We start from the raw sequence: 26,785 nt of genomic DNA, 5'->3' as shown, positions 1-26,785 counted from the left end.
AGGCTTTCCAAATTTGGAAAGCCTTTCTTATGTGCAGTCAATTATACTTTATTGCTTTAGCCTATCTTTAAATACTTCTGCTACCTTTTCAATTTTAGGTTTTGACACATTAACTATGTAGGAATTATTCGGATTCTTCTCCTCAAAGTCCTGATGATAATCCTCCGCTTCATGAAAAAAATCAAAAGCTTTAAGTTCAGTGACTATCGGATCATCAAACTTACTAGCTAAGGCTTTCATTTTAGCTTGTGCCTTTTGCTTTTCTTGTTCAGTAGTATAAAAAATTGCAGATCTGTATTGTTTACCAACATCTGGACCTTGTCTGTTCAGCTGTGTTGGATCATGTGCTGTAAAGAATATATCCAGCAGTACATCATAAGAAATTACCTGAGGATTATAAATAACCATTACAGCTTCGGCATGATTTGTTTTACCGTAGCTAACTTCTTTATAGCTAGGTTCTTTCTTTGTTCCTCCAGAATAACCTGAAACAGCTTCTACAACACCTTCTATTTGTTCAAATGAAGCTTCAATACACCAAAAACACCCTCCCGCAAAATAAGCTGTATCGGTTGCTTCACTATTTTGTGTTGTGCCTTTTAGGTTATTGTTATTATTTGCTGAAGCCTTTTCTTCGGTATTTGCCGAGCAAGCCAGCATAATCATGAAAGAAAGGCTAATCATTAAGTATTTTTTCATAATTGTTAGTTTAAATACAAACAACGCATCATGCTCAATAGTGTTATGACTTGATCACGACACTTCCATCTTTCTCATAATTATTTATTTCTTTTCTGAGCCAATCAGGGATTTCAATTGTCGTTTTAGTTTTAGTATCAAACATTACCTGGGTACTAGTGCCTATTGTGTGTACTGTTCCTTTGCCTGTCGTTATCATATATTCAATGATAAATGACTTATTTCCCATCTCTTTGGTTCTTACCCAACACTTTGTTTCTGGCATACCAATTTTTAGCTCTTTTATATAATTACAATTAACGTTAACTAATAGAAACATATCTTTGTGCCAATCCCAACTAGGAGCGGCTTCTAACATGTAACGCCCCCTGGCTATCTCAAAATACTGTATATAAATGGAATTGTTAACGTGAGCTAAAGGATCTAAATCTGTCCAGCGAACCTGGATATTTTCTGAAAATGTAAAGTTTTCTGGGTTAATATTAATATGCATGCCTAATAATTTAAAAATCTAATTTAGTGTAATTAATTTGTCCAGCCTTATTGAACCTTTAACTTTTGATTAGGTTGCGCAAATTCATTATTGATGTCATATTTTTGATTTAAATGAGCAGGTATACAAAGTTTTATTTAGTGGAAATTCAGTATTTGGGCATGAGGTATCATGGCTGGCAAAAACAGGATAAACTAAAAACTATACAGTTGATGCTGGATAAGACTATTCGTTTTGTTTGGGAGAAGCCATTTAAAATTTTAGCAGCAGGAAGAACAGATGCTATGGTGTCAGCTCAATCTACTTATTTCGAACTTTTTTTGAATGAAAAGCTTGATTCCTCTTCATTTTTTGAGGCTATGAATTACAATCTACCTCCTGATATTGCTGTAAAATCCATCAGAGAAGTTGATGCAAACTTTAATGTGATTATTGATGTAAAAGAAAAAACCTATCATTACTACTTTGCTTATGGCTGTGAAAGATTTCCCCTGGCTGCTTCTTTGATAGGTTTTTATCGTGATGAATTAGATATTGATAAAATGATTGCTGCAGCACGCTTGTTTGAGGGTGAGCATGATTTTACCTATTTCTGTAAAGATGTGAAAGAAGGAACTACCAAGGTACGGACCATTCAGCAGGCAGAAGTCAGGAGGAATACTGAACTACAGGCAAACTTCTTTCCACCAGAAAGTTTTGTTTTTGAGGTAAGAGGCAAAGGTTTTGGCAGACATCAGATAAGGCTTATGATGGGCGCATTGTTTCAAATTGGTGCAGGTGTAATAACTGAGTACGATCTCAATAAAGCTTTAAAAGGTGAGAGTTTACCAACTGATAAATTATTGGCACCGGGCTCGGGATTAATGGTGAAAGAAGTTAAATATTGACTGTTAGCCTTTTAAAAAATCTGATGGAACGCCAGACATTTTTATTTAACCTGGTAGCGGAACAAAATCTTCTTCATTTGGTATTTTAGGAAATTTACTTCTTTTCCAATCTTCTTTAGCTTTATCAATCGTTTCCTGACTGCTTGCCACAAAGTTCCAATAAATTTTTCGCTCTTCCTCGAATGGGTGTCCACCGAAAATGTATATAGTGGTGTTTTCATGAATAGTAAATTCGCATAAGCTGCTTTCTTTGGCTACCAGAATTTGCTTATTTCCGAAACTTTGATCTTCAGTTGATATTTCACCCTCTAAAATATAAATAGCACTTTCTCCATAAAGCTCATTTCCAATGTTTAATGTTCGTTTTTCTTGAGCTTTTATTTCAATAAAGTATAAATCGCTATGAACAGGAACTGGCGAAACTTTATGAAAGGCTGAACCGGCAATTAGCTTATAATGTATACCGTCCTCCTGCCAACTTGGGAGCTCTTCTGCTTCAGTGTGGGTAAAGGTAGGTTCCATATTTTCCTTATCCAGAGGTAAGGCAACCCAGATTTGCAGACCATGTAAATTAGTTTCTGTGTTTCTGAGCTTGTCAGGAGTTCTTTCAGAATGTACAATTCCTTTACCTGCTGTCATCCAATTAACAGCTCCGGGTTTAATGAGCTGTTCCGTACCAAGACTGTCTTTATGTATAATTTCACCTTCAAATAAATAAGTGAGCGTAGAGAGGCCGATATGAGGATGTGGTGGCACATCAAGATTCTCATCTTTTGCTAGTGATTTTGGCCCCATATGGTCAATAAATATAAACGGACCGACCATCCTTTTTTTACGAAAAGGTAGCAAACGACCAACCATAAAATTGCCAATATCTCTTGAGCGTTCTTCTATTATTAAATTTATGTTTGACATTTCTGATGCAGTTAATGTGGTTAAAATTGATTCGGTTTACATGGATTATCAAGAGATAATTTAGTATACTTATAAAAACATATCTTTTATGGAACTAGCACAAGTTAAAGTAGAAAGTTTAGTAAATGAAGAAAATATCCTGTTTCAGGAAAAATTTGCTACAGTTTATTACTCAGCCGAATTAAGAGTGTTAGGGGTGAGATGGCATGGATCATTTAAGGAGCAGGAGTACGTAGGTTTATTCAATAAAATGATTGAAGAGATGCAGGGAAAAGCAGTTGTGGGCTTTTATTCTGATATTCGGGAGCAAGGAGTTGTTCCAGTAGGGGCCAGAAAGGAATTCGAGAAAACCTTCTCCCCTAAAGGAAAGGAGATGGGAATTGATAAAACAGGAGTTGTTACTGATGCTTCACCATTTAAGAAATACTATTTGAATACTATTATTAAGATAACGGGTAGACCTGTAAAACTAACCTCTCAACCTGAGGAAGCACTACAATTTATTTTAGAAGGTAAGTTGTAGTGAGCGAAGATAAACAGAAAATACCCTCCATTGATGAATTAATACTTGACAATAACATAGTAATTAATGAGGTTTATGTAAAGGCTTATTATTCACCAATTTACAAGTTGTTTTTGATTATATGGGATGGTGTTTTCTCTGATCAGGAATATAAAAATGTATTTGATCAGTTATTAGATTTTGCAAAGATTAACAAGACAATTGGTGTTTATTCGGATGTTAGAAGACAGGGTAAGGTAAGTCTTGAAGCCAGAGAATACTTTAAAAAGCACATATCGCCAGCGGGTGATGCACTAGGAATGAAAAGAGCTGCAGCTATTATAGACAGCTCACCATTCAAACTTATGTACGTAAATGCGTTAATAAAAATATCGGGTCAGCGTGCCAAGGTTTTCTCTAATCCTGAAAAAGCTTTAGCTTACCTTTTAGAAGGATAGACTGCATTAATCAAATAAATCAGAACTTAGGTAACGATCACCTCTATCACAGGTGATGCAAACTATTACGCCTTCACTGAGCGATTCAGCTACTTTAAGCGCAGCAGTAAGCGCCCCTCCAGAACTCATGCCAGCAAAAATGCCTTCTTCTTTAGCCATGCGTTTGGTCATAGTCCTTGATTCTTCCTCACTAACGTCAATAGTTCTATCAACTCTATTTGCATCAAAAATTTTAGGCAGAAATTCAGGAGACCACCTTCTTATACCGGGAATGCTGGAGCCATCTTTAGGCTGTGTACCTACAATTTGCACCTCTGGATTTTGTTCTTTCAGATAACGAGACACTCCCATAATAGTACCTGTAGTGCCCATAGCGGAAACAAAATGAGTGATTTCACCATTTGTATCGCTCCAAATTTCAGGCCCCGTAGTTTCATAATGCATTTTGTAGTTATCAGGATTACCAAATTGATTGAGCATATAGTACTCACCAGTAGCGGCCATCTCTTCAGCTACTGTTCTCGAATATTCAATGGTGCCTTCAGCTTTAGTAAGTATTACTTCTGCTCCGTAAGCCCTCATGGTTTGTACCCTTTCTTTTGTGGAGTTTTCAGGCATGATTAGTGTCATGTTCAGACCTTTCATTTGAGCAATCATGGCTAGGGCAATCCCTGTATTGCCACTTGTGGCCTCTACCAATTTATCACCTTTTTTGATATCACCTCTTTCCAGCGCTTTGCTAATCATACCCATGGCAGCTCTGTCTTTTACACTTCCACCAGGATTTTGACCTTCTAGCTTACAATAAATTTTAACCTTGGGGTTGACAGGAATATTTTTTAACTCAACAAGAGGAGTATTGCCAACTAATTCTTCAATAAACATAATTATTGCTCAGTTCTTTGTAAATGTTTGTTTTGTGAATCATAATAGAGTTTGGAATGGGCAGGTACACTTTTGGTAATCCAGCTATTTCCTCCAACGGTACTATGGTCACCGATATGTGTGTTTCCTCCTAAAATAGTAGCATTGGAATAAATTACTACATAATTTCCGATGGTAGGGTGTCGCTTTTTTGAAGCATCACTCTTATTAACACTTGTAGCCCCAAGGGTAACACCCTGATAAATCTTTACATGATGACCAATTGAAGAGGTTTCACCAACCACAATACCAGTGGCATGATCTATGCAGAAATATTCACCAATGCTAGCAGCAGGGTGGATGTCAACTCCTGTTTTGGTGTGGGCATATTCAGAGATCATTCTGGCAATTAGTACATAACCAGCATTGTAAAGACAATTGGCTATTCTATAAGCCGCTATTGCTTTAAATCCCGGGTAAGTCTTGATTATTTCTACATGACTTTTAGCAGCAGGATCTCCCTCATAAATGGCTTCAATATCTTTCAGGAGTAATGTTCTTATTTTGACAAGCTCATTGAAAAGTTCTTCCGGCTTGCCAGGGTACATTACATTAAGTTTTTGGCACCGCTCTTCAACTATGCTAAGCCATCTGTTATGTAGACTTTTATATGCTTCTTCAACAGCATCGATTGTTGTTAGCCTTATTTCCCCATAATCGGGGAACAAGTAACTCACCAAATCTTCAAAAAAGGTATGAATAAGATTAGGCGATGGGCAATCCATCGCCTTTAAATGATCATTTAATAAATCTTTGAAGAAAGAATTTTCTATCGTCATAAATTAGTCTTTAACCACCTCAGTGCCATCAGCATAAATAGCAAACCTACCTCTTTCTTTGGCGTGAGTGTTTTCATGAGTAGGCCAAGGCCATCCTCCAAATTGCGTACGCTGAAATTCCATAATCGTTTCGTTGATTTCTTTATGGTCATTTACCACAAATGGTCCATGCTGTACTACAGGCTCATCAATTGGTTTACCCTGTAAAATCAACAAGTGACTTTCTTCATTTCCATTTTGAAGAACAGCTTGCTCAGAAGGATCCATCACGACACCTCTATAGGCAGGGATTTCATCATCATTGATAGTTAAACCATTTCCTTTAAAGAAGTACAGGCTTCGATTAATACCTTTTGAAGCTTTCGGAAGTTCCCATTTAGCACCAGGCTCCATTTTAAAATGCCAGATAGCTACTTCATTATCAGTATCAGCTGCCCAAGAATTGGGTGCCGGATCTGGTGCTTTATTACCATCTACTTCGCCAGCAATAATCTCAATGGATGTGATTTTTCCATTCTCATCTTTGTGTTTGTAAACAGGAATATCTTCGTTCCATAACATGGCAAAATGTGGATCAACATTCTTTTTGCTTTTAGGCAGATTCAACCAAATTTGGAATAGTTCAAGTGGATTATCCTCATTTTCTTTTAGCAAAGGGAACATTTCAGAATGCTGAACTCCTTTACCTGCGGTCATCCATTGTACATCACCGTTTCCAAATCTACCCGCTGCTCCGAGAGAATCGGAATGATCAATCAATCCCTTTCTTACAATAGTTACTGTTTCAAATCCTCTATGCGGGTGAGCGGGGAACCCAGGTACTTTAGTACCATGGTACATTCTCCACTTCTGATTCGGGTCAAAATCCTGACCTATCATTCTTCCACTTACGGATTCTGAAGGTCCCATTTCAGCATTACCTTTTGGGTAATAGTCTTCATGGTGCACACAAAACAAAAATGGGTCTTGTGTTTGCCATGGGAAACCTAATTTAATTATATCTTTTATTGCTTTATTTTCCATGTAGCTACAACGATTTTGAAAGAGTCATTGTTAGGCTAAAGAATAAAAAAGTAAGATGTTACATTTTTTCCTTGAAATTAAAGCCACATTTATAGCAGTAGTGAGCTTCATTTTCAGCCTTTGGGCAATTGCAACTGGGGCATTTGTCTTTAACAGTATCTTCTTTTTGGCTGCTACTTTGTTTGGTCATTTCAGATGTAACTATACCTGTAGGAACTGCTATTATACCATAACCTAAAATCATGATAAATGAAGCTATAATTTGCCCTAAAGGAGTTATAGGAGCTATATCGCCATATCCAACAGTTGTTAAGGTTACTACAGCCCAATAGATGCCTTTCGGGATATTGTTAAAACCACTTTCATCAGGCTCAATAATATACATGAGTGCCCCTAAAATGGTAACTATAATTACCACTGTGCCAATGAATATAGTGATTTTGTTTCTACTGGCTATTAATGCTTTTGAAAGCTGTGAAGCCTCACCAAGGTATTTGGTAAGTTTGAATATTCTAAAAATCCTTAATAATCTAAAAGCTCTAATAATCATGAAGGACTGAGCGCCTACAAAGAAAAAACCTACAATTGATGGCAGAATAGATATTAAATCAATAATGCCAAAGAAGCTTTTAATGTACCTCAAGGGCTTATTCACTATCACTATTCTCAACAAATACTCAGTTGTAAATAAGATGGTAAAGGCCCACTCAAGTTGCTTGAATAATTGGCCATATGAAGTGCTTAAATCTTTAACACTTTCGAGTATCACAACCATTACACTAAGAAAAATTGCAATGAGTAACACCACATCGAAAAGCTTACCGCCAAAGGTATCAGCCTCAAATATTATGTGATATGTTTTCTCTTGCCAGCGGCTATTTCTATTAGGTTGAAAATCCAAACTCATCACATATTGGGTTAAATAATGAAGATTTTACTTCATTGTATATCATTAAATAATTTTTAGATTGCGTAAGGTGCTAAAAATACGCAAGCCTGTAAGGACTAGCAATTTTTTAGAAACCTTTCCTTTTAATAGGATTAATCTAATATATAAATATATTTTTTTAGTAGATGTATTTATTTTATCTTCAACCAAAACAACCCGTTATATAGTGAAAAAACAGTGGCCTTTCATATTTTTGTTTTTAATATTCACTATTGAAGTTAACGCATTTCAAGATTCACTATCAGTAAAAAATAGGGTTGATAAAATTATTTATGGCTTTGACCAGCGATATGAACCTTACGAATTTATTGATGAAGACGGCACTTCTACAGGCTTTAATGTAGAACTTATAAGAGCTATTGCGGAGGAGTTGGATATGGAAGTTGAGCTAAAGGGTGGAGTTTGGCGTGACGTTAGAAAACAATTGGAGGTTGATGACAAAGTAAATGTGGCAGCTTATTTCAAATCAGATGAGCGGCTCAGGCAAGTACTTTATTCCAAACCAATAAGTGTTGTTTATTACTCCATCTTTTCAAAGAAAGATTCAGAAGCTGTTGAAGATTTAATTGGAATAAGTGATAAAAGAGTAGCCATTCAGCAAAATTCGATAGTTGAGGAGTACTTCAATCAGTTCGGCTTTATAGATGATGATTTAATTTATACATACGACTCGGAAGTGGAAGCCTTAGAAGCTGTAATCAATGGTGAAACTGATTGTGCCATAACTTCTTATTTCACTACAAATTATGAAATGCAGGCAGGTAACTTCGAGTCTCTTAAATCTTCTAGTGATCCCATTTTTATTACAGAATACTGTTATGTAGTTACAAATAATAGAAAACAGTTTTTAGATTCTCTGAATTGGGGGCTTAGACTTGTAAAAGCTTCTGGTGAGTATGATAAACTCTATCAAAAATGGCTGACACCTAAAAAAAGTTGGTGGGAGCGCAATTCACGGTGGGTATTCATAGGGTTTATTATTTTGCTGTCCATTATAGTTTTAGTGGCAATCTGGATTTATCTATTGAGAAAGCAGGTCAGCAGAAAATCTGAAAAAATAAAGCAAGAGCTGAAGAATAGGATAGAGGTAGAGGCTGATCTTCAGGAAAGTGAGTTGCTCAGAAAAAAGACTGAGGAGTTTTCATCCGTCATGCTTATTCAGCAAAACCTGAACCATCAAATTACACTTGCACCAAAGGCCTTGTCAAAACTGTTGTCTTTTGAAGATAGTGAAGAACTTTTAGGTTTATCCATCCATCAGTTAATGAGTAAGGAAGATGTGGATCATGATTTGCACATTAAAGAGCAATTAAAAAGTGGTTCTTTTAAATTTATTGATTCTGAAATTGGTCTTAAAACATTAACCAACGAAATACTATGGATTAAAAGTAGTACATCTCTGCTTTTAGATGACCGTGATCAGTTAATTGGCTATGTGCAGTTTATGCGAGATGTAACTCCATTGAAAAAAGCGAATACCAGTTTAGTGGAGTTAAATGCTGAATTAGCAAATTTCATGTATAAAACGAGTCATGATGTACGTGGACCAATTGCTAACATTTTAGGATTAACGGGTTTAGGTAAAATGGTCTCGAAAGATGAAGAGCTCACCAATTACTTTGAGCTTGTAGAGCAAAGTACCAGAAAGCTGGAACATATTTTTGATGACTTTAAAGAAGTTAGCTTTATACTTCATGGAAATCTTAATTATTCCTGTTTTGATGTAAAAGAACTTTGTACAGAGGTATTTGAAAGTGTGTTCAGAAAAAGAAATAAGGACCTTCATCGGGCAAAAATACAGCTCATGATTAATAATGAAGTTAAGTTAATAACTACTGACAGAACGTTATTAAAACGTTTCATTTACCAGGTAACGGAGAATGCGTTTGAGCATAATACCTATTATGAAACTAACTTTATTGTTCAACTAGAACTTAAAGAGAATAACTATCATTTCACTTTTGTAGATGACGGAATTGGCATTCCTAAAGAAATTCATACCAAGGTTTTCGAGGTTTTCTTTAAAGGTAAGAGAAGCGATATCAATATTGGAATGGGGCTTTATATGGCTAAGAAAGTAATGAATAAGTTGGGTGGCGACTTAAAGCTTATTAGTGCTAAAGATGAAGGAACTAAGATTGTTGCCATTTTCCCTAAACAGCAACCTACAAAATCTTAGTTTTTAGGAATGCTAAAATAGAACATGGAGCCTTTATCTTCTTTACTTTTAACGCCAATTGTTCCTCCATTCTTTTCTACAAACTCTTTACAAAGAATGAGGCCAAGGCCAGTACCTTTCTCCTTAGCAGTACCTTGTGTACTGTGTTTCGAATCAATTTTGAAAATTTGATCTACAATTTTCGGAGACATACCCACACCATTATCGGCCACTTTTACATAATAGTAAGTGTCATCCTCGGAAACTCCCATCTTTATTTTGCCCCTTTCATTTGTAAATTTGATGGCATTTGAAACCAAGTTTCTCACTACTGTGTCAATTGACTGCTCATGAGCTTTTACCTCAATAGGGTCTTCTTGTTTTAGCTCAATCTCAATTTGTTTGTTGCCTGCTTGTTTAGTGAGTAAATCTTTATTCTTCTTTAAAACCTCAGTGAGATTAAATGGCTCCTTTTTAAATTCAATATTGCCCGTTTGTGATCTTGACCATTGTAATAGGTTTTCCAGTAGGGCGAAGAGATTCTTTAATGATTTGTCCAGATCCTTTGCAAGCATTTGAATTTCCTCTTTGCTTAAACTATCTGTGTGATTCATGAGTAGGCCGGAAAAGGATGTTAAAGAGTTTAAGGGCCCCTTTAAGTCATGACTGATGATACTGAAAAATTTATCTTTTGTAGCATTAACTTCTTCAAGCTCTTTGTTTTTATCTTGAATTTCTTCGTTGGCCGCTTTAAGCTTGGTATTGCTTTTCCTCTGGGTAATAAATAGAATGAGAATGAGCATTAAAATAACAATTGAAAGACCTATAAGTATGGTTAAAAAATTGTTTTGTCTTGTTCTTTCCGTTAACTCATTTTCTCGCTGAACCTTATTGAATTCAAGCTGATCAATGGTATTCTGTTGTTTTCCAAGTGTATAGCGATTCTGCATCTTTAGAATTGCCCTGTCGTTCTTTTCGTTTTCTATAAAGTCTTCCAGCGCACTTTGCAATTCCTGATACTCAAAAGCTTCTTTAAATTTACCTAATCCTTTATTAGCTAAGCTCATTAGTCTATAGCTTTCCATAATGAGCATTTGATTTTGTGACTTTTGAGAATTAGTAAGCGCATATCTTAGATTAGCAGTAGCTCTTTGAAACTCCTTGTTCTTATTAAAGAGAGCTCCTAAAGCATTATACACTTTCGCCAAGCCCAAGGGTGAATCTAGCGATCTCCAGATGTTTAGCGCCACTTTATAATTTTCTAAGGCTTTCTCATAGCTATCCATCTGGTCGTATGATTTTCCGATGGCTAGTAGAGTTGTTGCCTCCTTATCAAGGTCATTAATTCTCCTATGAATTTTTAGTGCGTTTAGAAGAGCATTGATAGCCAATTGATGATTGTTTTGCATCTGCTCTAACAAACCTATTTGGTACCAATTAGTAGCTTCAAGTTTAGGGTACCTTGATGACTTTGCATAGGCCAATATGTTTTCATATTGCTCTTGTGCCTTTTCATAAGCAGCCATTTCAACAAAAATATCTCCAAGCTGCTGTTTAAGACTAATCTGAAGTGCTTCAAAGTTTAAGTCTCTGTTAATTCTTAAGGCCTTCTCAGTAAATTCAGCTGCATTGTAGTAGTCATCAACCTCTTTAAATATAGAAGCTAATAGCATGTTGCTAAACAATAACTGAGCGTTATAATCATGCCGCTCATCTATGCTCAAAGATTCAACGGCATATTCCATGGCTAACTCAAGATTTTTTGTTTTAAGCAAATGGATGTAACCTAGTTTCTTGAGGTACTGACTTTCCAGATCATATCTTTTGATATCCCTGGACTCTTGAAGATTTATTTTTGTGGCTTCAATGAGTTTTTCCGTGTCTTCTTTTTCAATTTCATTTAATAAATCATCAAGCCAATCAGCTGTTACCTGCTTTGGTTGAGCATTTAATTGAAATGTCAGTAATAAAAGTAGGGGGGCTAATAAAATTGATTTAATACCTCTGCTTAGCATATCTGATGCAAACTAAAAAATAAATAGCACCGAAACAGCGCTATTTTATATAATTATTACTTTGGTATTTATTGATCCAGTAAGCTGAAAACATCTTCCAGAATTTGAGTTACTCTGGCAAACGGATCTTCCCTAATGTTTTTCTCTTCTTCTTGCACTTTAAGGAATAAACCATCTAAACCTTTTTCAGTAGCAAAGGCAGAAATATCAGGTTGGCTAATGGTATTTAAGCCAGCTAACTCACCTATAGATGAAAAATTAGTTAAGCCAGTTGGTACGCTTACATTTAAAATTTCATTGTAATCGGCAACATAACTGGCATAAAGTGCTTCAATAGACTGGCCATTAATTTGGACGGAATTAACAGCAACATCCACTTTTGGCTCGAAAGTATCAAACAAGGATGAATAAGTTCTATCAACGAGGAAAGTTGTTGCTGCGGAATCAGAACCATACAGTATATTCTCGGCATCCGTAATGGTGATACCTCTTATGGCATCGAAAAAGATTGGGCCAGCTTCTTTTGCAGCTTCTTCTGCCGCACGATTGATCCCTGTGATTAGTTCATCTTCCTTGCTAGCCAAACTATTAATACCAAAGGCCGGAAAACCAGTGTTATAGATTTGTTCTCCACTCACTGAACCAAATCCGAAAATATTAATTTGGAAACTCTTAAATTCTTGAATTTGCTGCTCAAGCTCATCGGGCAATAAAATTTTAACTGCCTGATCTTTCAAATAACCATCAACTACGGCTAGTTTAGAAGTAGCTGTGTCAGTACCCACCCGCAAAGCTTCTTTCAGGCCTTCCGCGATATCGATGTTTTGAGTGTTTTCAGTGGCGTCCTCCAGAAGTTCGCATGAACTAATGGAGACGAATACTAGAGAAATGAATAATAGCTTTTTCATGGTAATAAATTTAGTTACAATCCAACAAGAATGAAACCAAACTTCTTAAAGACTTACTGTAGAAGTAACTTTTCCACCTCTTTTGCAGAAAGCCAGGACAAGGTACCAGTCTTCTCACTTTCTATATTTTCGTGTACAATTTCTACCTGAGCTTCACCTAGCTTTTTTCGGAAGTACAATCTTAATTCATCATTTTGGAGGTTGAAGCTTATAGGTTTTTCCGGCATTTGTTTAAAACCTGATAAAAGGGTTTTGTGCAACTCAAATAGTTTCTCTTTACTGATAGTAAAAGAATTTTCTACACCTTTATCTTGTTCGCTAATATCAATATAGTGAATAGTGTAAGGCTGTTCCGATTTGTTAATATAAATACCGTTTTTAACGTTTACTTTATCTACCTCTTTCATGTGTTGTGCAATGCCTGAAATAGATAAAAGAAAGAAAATTGTTATCAGTCGTGCTCTTTTCATATGTATATCTTATTTACTATTAAATGCATTTAAGCTGAAAAAGTTAATAGATTCGCTATTTAGTTTTTCTAAACCACCAGATCAATATATTCTATCAGAATTGAAGAGTGTAAACATCATATATTTATTGAGTCTGATTTTTACTTTAAATGCCGGGTATTTATGTGCCCAAAAAGTAAAGAAAACACCTGTTCAAGATACCGTAAGTGTTGCCGAAGGTTATGTACTTATCTTAAAAGATACTTTTTACACTCCTGAGAATGATACATTAATTATAATTGAAGCAGGAAAAACCTACAACATAAGAAAGAGTCCATATTTTAAGTCTGATAGGTTTTATGACTCACTCAAAAGCAAAGCTAGTAGAACACAACTAACCAGAAAGCTTTTTAGCTTATTATTTAAAAGCTCTTCATCAGAAATTACAAACAAAAAACCGGTGACTGATGCAGAATCATTCTATGAGCCCTATAAAGGAAAAACTTACGGTGAAATTCGTATAAAAAGAGTACCTATTCTGGAAGGGTCAGTTCGTGATACAACCAAAACTGCCAACTCTTGGTATGCGAAAACTATGAATAAAATCCATGTTAATACTCGAAAGAAAATTATCGAAGAAAATATTTTTATACGTTCAGGAAAGCAGGTTGATCCTTATGAATTAGCAGATAATGAGCGGATATTAAGACAATTTAGAACCATTAGAGATGCTAAAATTTATTTATCTCCCAGTAAAGATAATCCGGAAATAGTTGATGTAACAGTTGTTGTGCAGGATGTAGTGTCAATAGGAGCTAATCTTGATTATACCAATCCAAGTGATTTCAGTGTTGACCTATATCAAAGAAATATGTTGGGTTATGCTCGCGACTTACAATTAAGCTACTTTTTTAATGAATTTGAAAAGCCTGAAATGAAACATGGGTATGGTGTAGGCTACAGGGTGCCTAACTTTTGGGGAAGTTTTATTCAGGGAGATTTTCTTTATGAAAATAACTCAATGCGAGAGCTGCTATCGGCAAACTTAAAACGAGATTTCTTTACGCCTGAAATAAAATATGGAGGTGGAATTATTCTTTCTCAATTAACTGCTCAATATTCACCGCTCGATAGCCCCAAAGCGGATTATGATTTTTCGCGAAATGAAGCTACAATTTGGATAGGAAGATCATTTCAATTACTAAAAAGGACAAACCTAATAACGCAGGCTAGGGTGAGTAAAATTGATTTTATCAGAAGACCATATATTTCTGAAAAGGAAAATAGATATTTCACAAATGCCGATACTTACTTTCTCAGCATGGGTTTAATTAATAGAACTTACGCTAAAAGTAAATTGATTAGGGGCTTCGGTAGAACGGAAGATATTACTAAAGGAAGCTTTATATCTGCTACTTATGCCTATCAGCAAAACGAATTTTATAATAGAAACTATTGGGAACTTGATGTAGGCTTTGCAAATTATTTTAAAAATGTAGGCTATATGTCTTTTACTTCCGCATTGGGTGTATTTGATAATGTAATGGATAACAAATGGGAAGATGGTGCTTTTAGAAACAGCTATAGATATTTCAGCCCTTTGCTTTTTAGTAGTAAGTATTCATTCAGGCAATTCTTTGACGTTGAATATACAAAAGGGATTAATAAACTATCCGAGAATTTTCTCACTGTTGCGAGTCAATATGATAATGGCGAAGAGATTAGGCCACTAGGAGATAAGAAGCTCAACATAGCTTTTGAGTCTGTTTTATTCACGCCATGGTATTTCTATGGCTGTAAGTTTAGCCTTTATAATAGAAACACCTTTAACTGGCTTAGCTATGATGAGTTATTGAGCAAAAGAAATTACTATGCTTCAGCAAGTATAGGTTTAAGAGTACTCAATGAGAGCTTAGTATTTCCTACAATCGATTTTAGCTTCACTTTTTATAATAGTCCTATTGGTTTTACTGATAGTTACCAGTTCCGCATTAGCAATAATTATAATAGCAGTTTTAGAGATCTTTCCATTTCCAGACCTGAAATAATAAGATTTTAAAAAAGCCACCTATTTAGGTGGCTTTGAGTTATATTATTTTGGTGACCAAATGGTATAGCTATTTGGAGGACACTGAATCTTCACCCATTTTCCGGATTGAGTGGTAGGTTCCCAATTTGAGTTACCAGTATAATCTTTTATTACTGTGTTACTCCAGTTGGTTTCAACCCATCTTTCAACCCAATTATTGGAATCATTAAGATAAACTACAAGGCCTGGAGAGCCATTTCTTTTGGCCACATATTCATCATTATCAGCGTAAAGTATAGAAGTACTTCCTACTGCTTTATTTCTGTGGATCCAGATAAGGTTGTTTAATTTGTCCTTGTCTAACCACTCTTCATAATCACTATAAAACACAGTTGGATAACCTTCATGTGTCATGATGTAAGCATAGGCGTGCATTTTATCCCATATCACATCAGTATCATGATTAGTTACAAACGTAACTGCCTTGGCGGCATCTCTTTTCCATAGCATATCCCCACTGGCAAGTATGTTAAGGTTATTGCCATCAAAGGCTTCGTCCATTCTGTAGTAACAAGCAAAATCAAATGCTGAAGATGTTCTGTTTGTACTATTTACCCAGTCTTGCAGCTTTTGAGCATTGCCATCCCAATATTCACCTACAGAGAAACCTCCTACGTTGTAATTCCATTCGCGTACTACCCAGCCGCCAAAGCCTTTTACATAATCGAAGCGCCAGCCGTCAAAACCAATAGTGTTTTTATAGTATTTACCAACACCATCACTTCTATTCCAAAGCCAATCTTGAACATAAGGCTGTGAATGACTCAAATCTGGAAATCCTCCAAAAATACCTTCATCATTGTAAACGTTTGCATTAGGGTGAAAGTCAGAAGCACTTCTATAGAATTTGCCTGAAGCCGGATCGAAGTCTGTATAGGTATTAGTACCTGTATAAGGGTTGGCTTCTAAATCACCACCACTGTTATGGTTTAAAACAATATCGGCATATACCTGGATATTGTTGTTGTGTGCTGTGTTGATTAAGCTTAGAAGTTCTGCCTTTGAGCCAAATCTTGTTTCAACAGATCCATGCTGATTATATTCACCTAAATCGAAATAATCTGCAGGATCGTAGCCCATAGAAAAAGGACCATTCTGTGCCTTAGAAACAGGTGGCAACCATATAGCTGAAATGCCTGCAGCATCCCAATCAGCTATTTTACTCTTTATTGTATTATACCAAGTTCCTCCTGCAGGTACATCCCAATAAAAGGCCTGCATCATTACACCACCACCGGGCCCGGGATTTCTCTCTGATGTTCCTGTTTTGTCAGAAGTTGTCCCGTTGAACGGATCAGTTGCTGCTTTCCTAACTTCAGGGATTTCTTCTGTCTCAGAAGAGCAACTTACGAATACAGCAAGTATAGCTACTTTGCATAAATTTAAAATTGAATTTTTCATCATTTAAGATTTTTGGTTTAATCAAACCTACTAATAAAATGAATTGATTCTCAAGGCTTTAGAAGATTAATTTATGCAATCGATTGCACAATCGTTTGTTGTTGATTGAGCACTTGTTCCTCTTTTTATAAAATTGTAAAAATCCGTGAAATGACAGTTTCTTATTTACAGGATACTTTAAATAAATCGCATAAAAAAAGCCGCGTTAATAGCGGCTTCTGTTTATTTGATCATGCTAGTTTGTTACTAGTTTTCCAGTGTTGCTTCAAACTCAATATTAGCTTTAAATAATGCTGATATTGGGCAGTTTTCTTTAGCATCCTTTGCCAATTCATCGAACTTAGATTGATCTAAGCCTGATGCCTTAACTCTTGTCGACAATTTAATTGTATTAATTCCATCATCTTCCAAAATAACTTTTGACTCAGTATTGATACTATCAGCCGTAATTCCTTCTTCTTGTAAGTTGAATGCTAACTTCATTGAAAAACAGCCAGCATGTGCAGCTCCAATCAACTCTTCAGGGTTTGTTCCTTTACCATCTTCAAAACGAGAGGTAAACCCATATTGAGTACCATCGAGCACTTTACTATCTGTTGTTACGGTTCCTTTTCCTTCTTTACCGGAACCTTTCCATTCTGCTGTAGCTTTTCTTGTTATTTTCATAATATTATTTTTGACGTTTTGATTATTGATACTCGTTCAATGAGTGTCGTTTTAATAACCAAATAACTGCTGACACAACTGCTTGTTTAGTTAAATGTGAATCTCATTCGGCTTCATAAAACTATTTCTCAATTTTAGTTAGGAATAAGCAATCATTCAGTCTGAATTTTCGTTCTTTGCGGCAACAGTAGATAATACTTTCTTTTTATGGAAATCAGAGCTCTCAGAACCACTAACCGCTTACTATTTATATTGGCCTTACCGGTTCTTTTCTATTCACTTCAGTTGTTGTCGTTTATTTTTGTACCTCTATTTTTTGCCTTCTTTTTGGCTTTGCTTTTTTCTCCACTAATGAGGTGGTTTACAAAGAACCGCATACCGAAAACTTTTTCCCTAGCATTGGTTATAGCGATAATAGTGTTAGTGTTTTTCTCATGCTTTAAGGTTATTCAATTATCAGGGCAACAGATGAGTCGCGATAGGGGAGCATTATCAGTGAAGTTTGAGGAAAAGGTAGAAAAGCTAGTGAACCCCTTCTCAAATACTTTAGGTATTGAAAAATCGGAAAGCGAAGGAGTACTCGAGGAAATTATAAACAGTACCTACATTAGTGATTTAATGTTGAGCAATGTAAGTGTGACATTTACCTTTTTAAGGCTTACCATCGTCAATACATTGATGACGCTTTTCTTTTTAGTCCTCTTTCTGGCAGGCTCCATGAACCTCAAACAAATTATACAAACCACACTTTTTTATGGTAATACACGTGCTATAAAGACCTTTATTGAGGTTGAGAGTAGTATTTCTAAATTCTTGAAAGTAAAAATTGTTATCAGTTTATTAACAGGAATTGCGTTTGGCATAATTGCATGGGCACTGGGTATAAGCTTTCCTATTTTGTGGGGCGTGTTGGCCTTTGTTATTAACTTTATTCAAATGGTGGGGTCGGTTATTTCTACTGTGTTGGTTATGTTATTTGCCTATATAGAAATTGATAATCCTGGTACACTTGTTTTAGCTGCTTTTCTTTTTTCTGGTGCCCAGGTATTGTTTGGGGCCGTATTAGAACCGATTTTTATGGGGAAAACCTTTTCAATTAACATTATAGTAGTTCTGGTAATGCTTATGTTCTGGGGGTATTTATGGGGAATTGCAGGTTTAATCTTAGCTATTCCACTTACCGTACTACTTAAAATAGTGTTGCTTCAATATGAGAGTACTAGAAAATTAGCTACCTTAATGTCATAGTGTTCGAATTACAAATACTAGCGCTTACGCTGATTTAGGCATGAAATTCTCTGGAAGACAATCACTTTTATTCTTAGCCGTCATATTCATAGCCTCTATTAGTATTTCAGGAATTGAATACATAGACAGACCCTCAAAGGAGAATAAAATACAAGGATTTAATCTTGTCGCTCCCAGAAATCAATTTCCGATCGATTCATTACTAAGTATTAAGAAAACAGGAGCGGAATGGATTGCTGTGGTACCTTATGCCTTTTGTGATACGGAAACAGCCAATATTCAATTTGGAAATGGAAAGCAATGGTGGGGTGAAACACCTGATGGGATTGAAGCTACTATCCAAATGGCACACAAGATCGGTCTTAAGGTCATGATTAAACCTCACCTCTGGGTGAGAGGACAGGGCTGGGCTGGTGATTTAGATTTCAACAGTGAGGCTGAATGGAGACATTGGGAACAACAGTATTTAGTTTATATAAATACCTTTGCTGAGATTGCTGAAAAAAATGATGTCGAAATGTTCTGTATTGGTACAGAAATAAGACAATCCACCAAGAATAGATCGGTATATTGGTTAGATTTAATCAAGGATGTTAAAAACAAATACAAAGGGAAATTGACTTATGCAGCTAACTGGGATGAATATACCTCCATTAAGTTCTGGAAAGAGTTAGATTATATAGGCGTTGATGCTTATTTCCCTATACATGCTGCAAAAAGTCCTGGAGTTGACGAGCTAAAAGAAGGTTGGAGAAGCTCCAAAGAAGCTCTTGAACTTATAAGTACTACGTACAAAAAGAAAATTTTATTTACAGAATATGGTTATGAAAGTATTGATTATCCCACTATAGGTCATTGGAATGTAAATAAAGATACTTTAGACATTAACTTCCAAAATCAGGCAAATGCCTATCAGGCATTATTTGAGGTTTTTAATGAGCAGGATTGGTGGGCAGGTGGATTTGCCTGGAAATGGCATTTGGATAGCAGAGGAGATCAAAGAGGTACAATTAAAACTTATACACCTCAGCATAAGCCAGCTATGAAAACAATTGAGTCTTATTTTAATTCTCAATAATGAATCGATTATATACTTTTTAACAGTAATTTTTTATGCAGCTATCATTTCAGAAGTCATTTTTTGTACTAGCAACTATTTTTTTATTGTTTGCGGCACTCATTTATGCAAAAACAATACTCTTCCCGATTAGTCTCGCATTAATGTTGGCATTTATTCTATTTCCACTTACAAGGAGAATTGAAAAGTGGGGAGCGAATAATATGTTAGCCGCATTTTTAGCAATACTTATTGCTGTTCTTTTAATTGCTGGTTTTGTGGTTCTGTTTAGTACACAGCTTATCAAAATGTCTGGAGAATTAACTGAGTTTAAGGATAAAATAACTGGTTTGTTCACGGATATACTATATTTCATCAATAAAAATGTGAGCTTCGTTGATAACCTGAGCAGAGAAGAATTGATGAATGAGGCTACTGGTTGGTTGAAAAATTCGGCAGGTTCGCTGTTAGGGAAAACTGTTAATAGTACTACAAATTTCCTAACTAGCTTAATTACCATCTTAATTTACACATTTCTTATCCTTATTTACAGGCAAAGCTTGACCAAAGCTTTTGTAAGGTTTGGTAGTCAAAATAATAAAGATCAAATTTTTAACATGTTGAAGAATATCCAAAGAGTAGGGCAGAAGTACCTATCAGGTATGTTTCTTCTGATAATAATTTTAGGGTTTGCCAATAGCATTGGGCTTTGGATTATAGGTATAGATAGTCCTTTTCTATTCGGCTTTTTAGCAGCCACATTATCGATAATCCCTTATGTAGGTACTACGCTAGGTGCCACTATTCCGGTTTTGTATGCTTTTGTTTCTCATGATGCCTTATGGATGCCGATAGCCATAGCCATTATGTTTTGGGCTATTCAATTAGTAGAGAGTAATTTTCTGAATCCTAAAATTGTTGGGAGTAGCATTAATGTGAATCCTTTGGCTGCCATTATTAGCTTAATTGTAGGTGCTGCAGTATGGGGTGTGGCTGGAATGGTGTTGTTTCTTCCTTTTGCAGCCATGCTAAAGGTTTTTTGTGAACAGTTTGATCAGTTAAAACCTGTGGCTATGCTCATCAATAATGAGGAAGAAAATTCTGGTGGGGGAAAGCTAAAACTATTCGAGGAAATTAAAGGCTGGTTTAAGTAGCGTTTAAGATTGAAGGTTTACCGATTTCGAGTGGAGATTTAACCTATTAGTCTTTACTCTTCAATCATTTAACTCTGCCAGGGTTTTCGTTGATAAAAGCTTTCCAGCTTTTAGGTCCTGCTTTGGCAGCTTTACCTTGAAAATGATGACAAACAGCTACACCTAATGCATCTGTGGCATCTAAAAGCTTAGGGATTTGCTTTATACCAAGTAGCGTTTGTAACATAGCCGCTACTTGTTCCTTGCTGGCATTTCCATTACCGGTTACAGCCATTTTCACCTTTTTAGGTGCATATTCAGTAATAGGTAAATCTTTATTTAAAGCAGCAGCCATTGCAACTCCTTGTGCCCTTCCTAACTTTAACATTGACTGTATATTCTTACCAAAAAACGGAGCTTCTAAAGCAACCTCATCAGGTGAGTAATCCGTTATGAGTGAGCTTACTCGTTCAAATATTTTCCTAAGCTTGATTTCATGATTCGCATATTTCGATAAATGAATTACTCCATATTGAAGCAACTCCATTTTACTGCCGATGATTTGAATAATTCCATAACCCATTACCGATGTACCAGGATCGAGGCCTAAAATTATTTTTTCTGTCTTTGAAGTCTGCTTGCTAACCACCATTATTGTAAAGTTAACATACAATCAGCACTCAGCAATTATATAGTAAGCTCATTTGAAGAAGTATTTCCTCATATCTATAAAAATACTCATCACACTTTTTATTATTTTCTTTCTTTTTGAAAGAATTTATGAGGAAAGAGAGCAATTAATTACAAGTTTTGGCACCTATCAGAGTAATTATTATATAATCGTATTGGTGACACTGTTTATGCCAATTAATTGGTTAATGGAAGTGCTGAAATGGAAAGTTGTTGTTAGTCCCTTAAAACAATTAACCATAAAAGCTGCCATTCCTGGAGTTTTATCGGGAGTATCATTAGGTTTTGTAACTCCTCACGCGGTGGGAGACTATTTTGCTAGAATTTGGTCCATAGATCACAAGGACAGAAAAAAAGTCTTGGGGCCAATATTGGCTGCTCGTAGTTTTCAAATGCTTCCCACTCTTCTTTTTGGCTTAATAGCATTAGGCAGTATACAATATTCAATTGATTTTGATTGGCTTGCTTACTTAAGTGAAATACCACTTGGGTTAACTTTAGGAGGGGTAGGATTATTACTTTTAATGGGCTTTGTTTTTTATAAATATGGTAACAAAATAAAACACTTCAAGTCTTATTTTGAGTTGCTTCTATCTATATCAAAAACACAATATACCCAGCTTTTAGGTTTATCTTTTTTGAGATATGCTGTGTTTTCGCTACAGTTTTTGATGCTACTTTCAGTTTTTGAGGTAGATCTTAGTATTTGGCATCAATTCATGGGTGTAGCCTTCATTTTTCTGATGAAATCAGTTTTACCTACATTCAATTTTTTTAGTGATTTAGGCGTACGAGAGTTTGGCGGAATTATCTATTTTGAATTATTCGGTTTGGTTACGTCTCCTATAATTGCAGCCAGTTTAATACTGTGGTTAATCAACATAGCGTTACCGGCATTAATAGGCTTATTCTTTATTGGAGATTTAAAACTTGATAGGCCATGATAGTGGTTTGGTTAACCATTGTTCTATTTTACGCATTGGTATTAGTGTATTTATCAAATGTTTGGGTCAAAATACCAAAACCAGAAGCTATTAAATGGAATAATAGCTTATCAGTTGCTATTGTAGTAGTTTTCAGAAATGAGGAGGAGAGTCTTCCCAAACTCGTGGGTTCTTTCAAAGATTTACTAATTGAAAAACTATCAATTAATTTCATTTTTATAAACGATCATTCTGAGGATAATTCCATTATGGTTTTGGAGGATTCTTTAAATAATTTCCTTTATCCTTTCGAGATTATAAGCTTGGGATCTCAAGAATCAGGTAAAAAAGCTGGTCTCCAGAAAGCTGTTGAACATAGCACTGCTGATCTTATCTTAACAACCGATGCAGACTGTATGGTTACTCCCCAATGGGTAAATCAAACTATTACTTATTTCGATGATCCATTAATTCAAATGACCACTGGGAATTTAGCGTACAAACGCTCAGGCTTTTTCGGTAAATTAGTTGAGGTAGAGTTAGCAGCAATTATAGGTATAACTGGCACTAGCATTCATTTAGAAGCTGCCGGGATGGCTAATGCCGCAAATATGTGTTTCAGAAGACAAGTCTTTATTGAATCTAATCCTTATGAGCGTAATGAGCATATTTCAACGGGAGATGATGTATTCTTACTAGGGGCTATCAAAGCTGAATATGGTGCATCATCTATAGGTTTTGTGAAGAATTGTTTGGTAGAAACAGAACCACCGAAAACGCTAAACGAGTTTATCAACCAACGCTGGAGATGGGCATCCAAATGGAAATCTGCTAACAAAACAAAGGATCAACTACCAGCAATAGGTGTATGGTTGTTTCACTTGATGTTCGTTACAGGGTTTGTCTTGTCATTACTTTTAGGGAATTATCAACTGGCTCTACTAGCTTTTTTTAGTAAGGCTTTATCTGAGTTTATATTTATCAAAAGTGTATACAGCAGCCAAAAACGTGACTTTCCACTTTTGGCTTTTATTGTGTTAGCGCTTTTTTACAGCCTTTACGTGCTTTTCTTTGGAATAACGGCTAATTTTGTTCCATACAAGTGGAAAGGAAGAGTTTATGGAAGAGCTAACAGATAAAGAGTTTGATTTATTGGATGAGCTTTATTTTGTTCAGAACTATTCTGAACTAAAAGAAGCTTTAAAATGGCAAGATCAAGATATACAATCCCTTTTGAAGGATTTGTCGGCTAAAGGCTATGTTAAACTTCTTTCAGATCATGATACAGAATATATACTTACGGAGTCTAATCAGGAAATCCCCTGGAATTCACTGTATTTTTTAGCTACAAAAAAAGGGTTGATGGTGCACAACGGTTTTTAGGGTCAAAATAAAACCAATCATCAAAAAGCCTCATTCTAATTCTACTTTCAATTCTCTATGTATTATCTTCACCTCTTAAATGGAGAATGCAGTCGAAATAGCAAATAGGTTTGAATTAAAGGAGTTGGAATTAAACTCTTTGCTTGAAATTACGCAAGCCATAAATGAGAATGTGCCTGAAGCCTCTTTATACAAAATCTACAATTTTACCCTAAGAGCCAATCTAAGCTTAAACAAGCTTCTCTTAATAGTAAGGGAGGAGGGGCATTGGGTTTGTAAAGTGCAATTTGGCGTTGCCAATGAATATAATGAAGTAATACCTGACCAATCAATTGCGCAGAAAAATACCATTTTACATAAAACAGATTTAGCAGATACGCCATTTGACGAATTTGAGACTGCTATACCTGTGTTTCATAAGGAAAACTTACTTGCGGTGGTTTATTTAGGAGGGATAGCTGAACAAGATCATCCTAAGCATATAGAGAATCATTTAAACTTCATTCAAGCGCTGACTAACATTACAATGGTGGCTATTGAAAATAAAAAAATGGCTCGTGAGCGTTTAGAAAAAGAAGTTTATGAGAAAGAAATGGAAATTGCACAGAAGGTACAGCAATTACTTTTTCCTAAATTTCTACCTGAACAAGATAATTTTAATATCGCTGCGCATTACTCTCCGCATAGCACAGTAGGTGGAGATTACTATGATTGGCATGAGATATCTGATACTGAAAAAATGGTTTGTATAGCTGATGTATCTGGTAAAGGAGTACCGGCCGCATTACTCATGTCAAATTTTCAAGCCTCACTTCGTACACTATTGCGTAAAACAACTGATCTTAGTGAAATTGTGAATGACCTTAACTATCAGGTTTTCCAAAGTGCTAGTGGTGAAAACTTCATAACCTTCTTTATAGCCATAATCGATTTAGAAAAGAAACGTCTAAAATATGTTAATGCCGGTCATAATCCACCTTATTTAATTCAGAATAAAATTACTCACGACCTTAATGATGGTACTTTGGTATTAGGTGCTTTTCCTGAATTACCCTTTCTTAAAATTGGAGAAGTTGCTTTAGAAAGTGAGCAGACGCTATTTTTGTATACAGATGGTTTAACAGAGGCTTTTAATGTTAATGAAGAAGAGTTTGGGCCTGAAAGACTAAGGTTGTTTTTAACCCACCAGGCAGAATCAAACCCGAAAGATTTGGTAGAAAGGGTCTTAGATAGTGTAGATGATTTTGTAGGGGATAGGCCTTTTTCAGATGACATCACTTTGCTAGCTTGTACATTTAATGCTTGATTTAGCCTGGCATAAAACACCCTTACTAATTCAGAAATTATTACCTTCTTTGAGGTGGAGAGAAAATCCTGAGAAGAAAACAATCTATCTCACTTTTGATGATGGACCCATTCCGGAGTTAACCCCGAAAATTCTTCAGATTCTATCAACACACAATGCAGTGGCCACTTTTTTTTGCGTGGGAGATAATATCAGTAAACATCCTGAAATTTTTAAGCAAGTGGTAAGTGCTGGTCATACCGTTGGCAATCATACCTATAATCATGTGAAAGGGTGGAAATTAAATAGTCAGGATTACCTTGAAAATATTGATCTGTGTCAAGCAAAGATTGACGAATTATCTAATCCTAATAAGAAGATTTTCCGACCGCCCTACGGACAAATTAAACCTTCTCAAGCCAATAAACTTAAAAGAAGTGGTTTTAAAATTATTATGTGGGATGTTCTTTCTAAAGACTATGAAACCAATTTAAATCATGAAAAAGCTCTGAATGCAATTATTAATGCCACACGTTCAGGTAGTATAATTGTTTTTCATGATAATATTAAAGCTCAAAATAATGTACTAACTTTACTACCATTGTATATAAATCATTTCAAAAAGAAGGGCTTCAAATTTGAAAGTTTATGAGCGTAGTGTTAGCCACATCTATTGGTTTAATCTTGTTGGTAATTTTAATCGATCTTATTCTTTGGGGTGCTTGGAAACCAAAAGGACAGCAAACTGCTGAATTATCAGGTGACTTACCTTTTGTTTCTATATTACTGGCTGTCCGTAACGAGGTTCATAATGTTAGTCAGACATTAGAGAGCCTCGAAGAATTGGACTATCCAGTTGATAAGTTTGAGGTTTTAATGGGAGATGACCAATCATCTGATGGCAGCACAGAGATATTGAAAAGATGGTCAGAAGAGAATCCACACTTTCAATATGTTGTCATAAAGGAAGGAGAAGGAGAAATGACAGCCAAAGCTAATGTTTTGGCACAACTTGAAAAATATGCTAATGGAGAATATTTGCTGTTTACTGATGCTGATATATCTGTTCCTAAGTCTTGGGTTAAAAAGCATCTGGCATGTCTAAAAGATGATATGGGCATTCAAAGTGGCTTTACGATCATTCAACCCACAGGATTCTTTTCTAGCATGCAAATGATCGATTGGTCGTTGGCTTTGGGTATGGTAAAAATTGTAAGTGGTTGGAAAATTCCTGTTACAGGGGTAGGGAATAATATGATTGTTTCTCGTAAGGCCTATGATGCAGTAGGTGGTTACAGTACTCTTCCATTCTCCGCTACGGAAGATTTTGCCTTGTTTGATGCTATAACCAAAAAAGGATATGGCTTTCAGCAACTCGCTAATCGTGAAAGCCTTGCTAAATCAAAAGCAGAAAATAGCTTTGGAGAACTGCTCCTTCAAAGAAAAAGATGGATGAAAGGGGCCATGCAATTACCTTTTTTTATGATTACATTATTGGTGCTTCAGGCACTATATTATCCTGCTATCATTTTTTTATTAGTTGCCCACCCCTTAATCGGAATTCCTTTATTTGGCCTTAAAACAACATTGCAAAGTCTTTTTATTAATAAAATACACGAGCGACTTGGTGAATACATGCCGCTGGGCCATTTATTTATTTTTGAATTGTATAGTGCAGTCCTATCAATTGTATTATGCTTCTATTATCTATTACCTTTGCCTCTTTCGTGGAAAGGAAGAAAAATTTAATA

At 35.7% G+C, this 26,785-nt stretch carries 27 protein-coding genes; 14 read left to right on the top strand and 13 right to left on the bottom strand.

Translation table 11 applies throughout. The features are described from left to right. Positions 1-48: 48 nt before the first annotated feature. Both msrA and JKP34_RS17310 read right to left on the bottom strand, forming a co-directional pair. On the bottom strand, positions 49-699 hold the full coding sequence (msrA, locus tag JKP34_RS17315) for a peptide-methionine (S)-S-oxide reductase MsrA (RefSeq protein ID WP_236665054.1): 651 nt from the start codon (positions 697-699) through the stop codon (positions 49-51). A 43-nt stretch (positions 700-742) separates the two neighbouring features. Continuing rightward, the gene (locus JKP34_RS17310) at positions 743-1,192 is read right to left on the bottom strand and encodes an acyl-CoA thioesterase (RefSeq protein ID WP_201924265.1); all 450 of its coding nucleotides are present in this window, start codon (positions 1,190-1,192) and stop codon (positions 743-745) included. A gap of 113 nt (positions 1,193-1,305) precedes the next feature. On the opposite strand from JKP34_RS17310, the gene truA reads away from it, so the two are divergent. After that, complete coding sequence (gene truA / locus JKP34_RS17305; protein ID WP_201924263.1) at positions 1,306-2,079, top strand: tRNA pseudouridine(38-40) synthase TruA; 774 nt, start codon at positions 1,306-1,308, stop codon at positions 2,077-2,079. A gap of 45 nt (positions 2,080-2,124) precedes the next feature. Here truA and JKP34_RS17300 read toward each other — a convergent pair whose 3' ends face one another. After that, on the bottom strand, positions 2,125-2,994 hold the full coding sequence (locus JKP34_RS17300) for a pirin family protein (RefSeq protein WP_201924261.1): 870 nt from the start codon (positions 2,992-2,994) through the stop codon (positions 2,125-2,127). Positions 2,995-3,082: 88 nt separating this feature from the next. Between JKP34_RS17300 and JKP34_RS17295 the strand changes: the two genes are divergently transcribed. Then, the gene (locus tag JKP34_RS17295) at positions 3,083-3,517 is read left to right on the top strand and encodes a hypothetical protein (protein WP_201924259.1); all 435 of its coding nucleotides are present in this window, start codon (positions 3,083-3,085) and stop codon (positions 3,515-3,517) included. Beyond that, complete coding sequence (locus JKP34_RS17290; protein WP_201924257.1) at positions 3,517-3,954, top strand: STAS/SEC14 domain-containing protein; 438 nt, start codon at positions 3,517-3,519, stop codon at positions 3,952-3,954. The genes JKP34_RS17295 and JKP34_RS17290 overlap by 1 nt, the downstream gene beginning before the upstream one ends. Before the next feature lie 6 nt (positions 3,955-3,960). On the opposite strand, the gene cysM is transcribed toward JKP34_RS17290, so the two are convergent. From cysM to JKP34_RS17270, 4 genes are read right to left on the bottom strand one after another with little or no spacing between them, the layout of a single operon-like run. Beyond that, entirely contained in the window at positions 3,961-4,839 is an 879-nt protein-coding gene (cysM, locus tag JKP34_RS17285) for a cysteine synthase CysM (RefSeq protein WP_201924250.1), read from the bottom strand. Positions 4,840-4,841: 2 nt separating this feature from the next. Next, positions 4,842-5,657, bottom strand: a complete 816-nt coding sequence (gene epsC, locus JKP34_RS17280) for a serine O-acetyltransferase EpsC (protein ID WP_201924248.1) — start codon at positions 5,655-5,657, stop codon at positions 4,842-4,844. A gap of 3 nt (positions 5,658-5,660) precedes the next feature. After that, on the bottom strand, positions 5,661-6,680 hold the full coding sequence (locus tag JKP34_RS17275; protein ID WP_201924246.1) for a pirin family protein: 1,020 nt from the start codon (positions 6,678-6,680) through the stop codon (positions 5,661-5,663). A 58-nt stretch (positions 6,681-6,738) separates the two neighbouring features. Next, complete coding sequence (locus JKP34_RS17270; protein ID WP_201924244.1) at positions 6,739-7,587, bottom strand: ion transporter; 849 nt, start codon at positions 7,585-7,587, stop codon at positions 6,739-6,741. Between the two features lie 208 nt (positions 7,588-7,795). On the opposite strand from JKP34_RS17270, the gene JKP34_RS17265 reads away from it, so the two are divergent. Then, positions 7,796-9,808 carry a transporter substrate-binding domain-containing protein gene (locus JKP34_RS17265; protein WP_201924242.1) on the top strand — a complete coding sequence of 671 codons (2,013 nt, stop codon included), beginning with the start codon at positions 7,796-7,798 and terminating at the stop codon, positions 9,806-9,808. On the opposite strand, the gene JKP34_RS17260 is transcribed toward JKP34_RS17265, so the two are convergent. The 3 genes from JKP34_RS17260 to JKP34_RS17250 all read right to left on the bottom strand — a co-directional run bounded on the left by JKP34_RS17260 (position 9,805) and on the right by JKP34_RS17250 (position 13,180). Beyond that, positions 9,805-11,802 (bottom strand): sensor histidine kinase, encoded by a 1,998-nt coding sequence (locus tag JKP34_RS17260; protein WP_201924240.1) that lies wholly within the window; start codon positions 11,800-11,802, stop codon positions 9,805-9,807. The two genes, JKP34_RS17265 and JKP34_RS17260, sit on opposite strands and share 4 nt — an antisense overlap. Before the next feature lie 68 nt (positions 11,803-11,870). Further along, positions 11,871-12,710, bottom strand: a complete 840-nt coding sequence (locus tag JKP34_RS17255; RefSeq protein WP_201924238.1) for a DUF4197 domain-containing protein — start codon at positions 12,708-12,710, stop codon at positions 11,871-11,873. A gap of 53 nt (positions 12,711-12,763) precedes the next feature. Then, positions 12,764-13,180: a hypothetical protein gene (locus tag JKP34_RS17250; protein WP_201924236.1), complete on the bottom strand. Its 417-nt coding sequence runs from the start codon at positions 13,178-13,180 to the stop codon at positions 12,764-12,766. Positions 13,181-13,307: 127 nt separating this feature from the next. On the opposite strand from JKP34_RS17250, the gene JKP34_RS17245 reads away from it, so the two are divergent. Next, positions 13,308-15,218, top strand: a complete 1,911-nt coding sequence (locus tag JKP34_RS17245; RefSeq protein ID WP_201924228.1) for a hypothetical protein — start codon at positions 13,308-13,310, stop codon at positions 15,216-15,218. Positions 15,219-15,251: 33 nt separating this feature from the next. Here the strand turns inward: JKP34_RS17245 and JKP34_RS17240 are convergent, their stop codons facing one another. After that, positions 15,252-16,649, bottom strand: coding sequence for an alpha-amylase (locus JKP34_RS17240; RefSeq protein ID WP_236665053.1), 1,398 nt, complete (start codon positions 16,647-16,649; stop codon positions 15,252-15,254). A gap of 246 nt (positions 16,650-16,895) precedes the next feature. Beyond that, on the bottom strand, positions 16,896-17,315 hold the full coding sequence (locus JKP34_RS17235; protein WP_201924224.1) for an OsmC family peroxiredoxin: 420 nt from the start codon (positions 17,313-17,315) through the stop codon (positions 16,896-16,898). A 207-nt stretch (positions 17,316-17,522) separates the two neighbouring features. Here JKP34_RS17235 and JKP34_RS17230 point away from each other — a divergent pair, with 207 nt between their 5' ends. Genes JKP34_RS17230 through JKP34_RS17220 form a run of 3 tightly spaced genes read left to right on the top strand, consistent with a single transcriptional unit; the run spans position 17,523 to position 20,774 of the window. Then, a complete protein-coding gene (locus tag JKP34_RS17230) occupies positions 17,523-18,563 on the top strand; it encodes an AI-2E family transporter (RefSeq protein WP_201924222.1) in 1,041 nt (346 codons plus the stop codon). Positions 18,564-18,603: 40 nt separating this feature from the next. Beyond that, complete coding sequence (locus JKP34_RS17225; RefSeq protein ID WP_201924219.1) at positions 18,604-19,641, top strand: glycoside hydrolase family 113; 1,038 nt, start codon at positions 18,604-18,606, stop codon at positions 19,639-19,641. Positions 19,642-19,676: 35 nt separating this feature from the next. Then, the gene (locus JKP34_RS17220; protein WP_201924217.1) at positions 19,677-20,774 is read left to right on the top strand and encodes an AI-2E family transporter; all 1,098 of its coding nucleotides are present in this window, start codon (positions 19,677-19,679) and stop codon (positions 20,772-20,774) included. Positions 20,775-20,838: 64 nt separating this feature from the next. On the opposite strand, the gene ruvC is transcribed toward JKP34_RS17220, so the two are convergent. Next, entirely contained in the window at positions 20,839-21,405 is a 567-nt protein-coding gene (gene ruvC / locus JKP34_RS17215; protein ID WP_201924215.1) for a crossover junction endodeoxyribonuclease RuvC, read from the bottom strand. A 52-nt stretch (positions 21,406-21,457) separates the two neighbouring features. On the opposite strand from ruvC, the gene JKP34_RS17210 reads away from it, so the two are divergent. The 6 genes from JKP34_RS17210 to JKP34_RS17185 all read left to right on the top strand — a co-directional run bounded on the left by JKP34_RS17210 (position 21,458) and on the right by JKP34_RS17185 (position 26,783). Continuing rightward, positions 21,458-22,387, top strand: coding sequence for a lysylphosphatidylglycerol synthase transmembrane domain-containing protein (locus JKP34_RS17210; protein ID WP_201924207.1), 930 nt, complete (start codon positions 21,458-21,460; stop codon positions 22,385-22,387). Then, positions 22,384-23,505 carry a glycosyltransferase gene (locus JKP34_RS17205; RefSeq protein WP_201924204.1) on the top strand — a complete coding sequence of 374 codons (1,122 nt, stop codon included), beginning with the start codon at positions 22,384-22,386 and terminating at the stop codon, positions 23,503-23,505. Before JKP34_RS17210 ends, JKP34_RS17205 begins: the two co-directional genes overlap by 4 nt. Beyond that, positions 23,486-23,749 (top strand): hypothetical protein, encoded by a 264-nt coding sequence (locus JKP34_RS17200; protein ID WP_201924203.1) that lies wholly within the window; start codon positions 23,486-23,488, stop codon positions 23,747-23,749. Before JKP34_RS17205 ends, JKP34_RS17200 begins: the two co-directional genes overlap by 20 nt. A gap of 79 nt (positions 23,750-23,828) precedes the next feature. Beyond that, the gene (locus JKP34_RS17195; RefSeq protein ID WP_201924201.1) at positions 23,829-25,055 is read left to right on the top strand and encodes a PP2C family protein-serine/threonine phosphatase; all 1,227 of its coding nucleotides are present in this window, start codon (positions 23,829-23,831) and stop codon (positions 25,053-25,055) included. Beyond that, a complete protein-coding gene (locus tag JKP34_RS17190; RefSeq protein WP_201924199.1) occupies positions 25,048-25,686 on the top strand; it encodes a polysaccharide deacetylase family protein in 639 nt (212 codons plus the stop codon). The genes JKP34_RS17195 and JKP34_RS17190 overlap by 8 nt, the downstream gene beginning before the upstream one ends. Further along, positions 25,683-26,783, top strand: a complete 1,101-nt coding sequence (locus JKP34_RS17185) for a glycosyltransferase (protein ID WP_201924197.1) — start codon at positions 25,683-25,685, stop codon at positions 26,781-26,783. Before JKP34_RS17190 ends, JKP34_RS17185 begins: the two co-directional genes overlap by 4 nt. Positions 26,784-26,785: the final 2 nt, after the last annotated feature.

It is taken from the genome of Marivirga atlantica (assembly GCF_016734805.1).
GTDB classification, from domain to species: Bacteria; Bacteroidota; Bacteroidia; order Cytophagales; family Cyclobacteriaceae; genus Marivirga; species Marivirga atlantica.
Note: the sequence above shows the minus strand (reverse complement) of the source record. Positions and strands in the feature narration are given on the sequence as shown.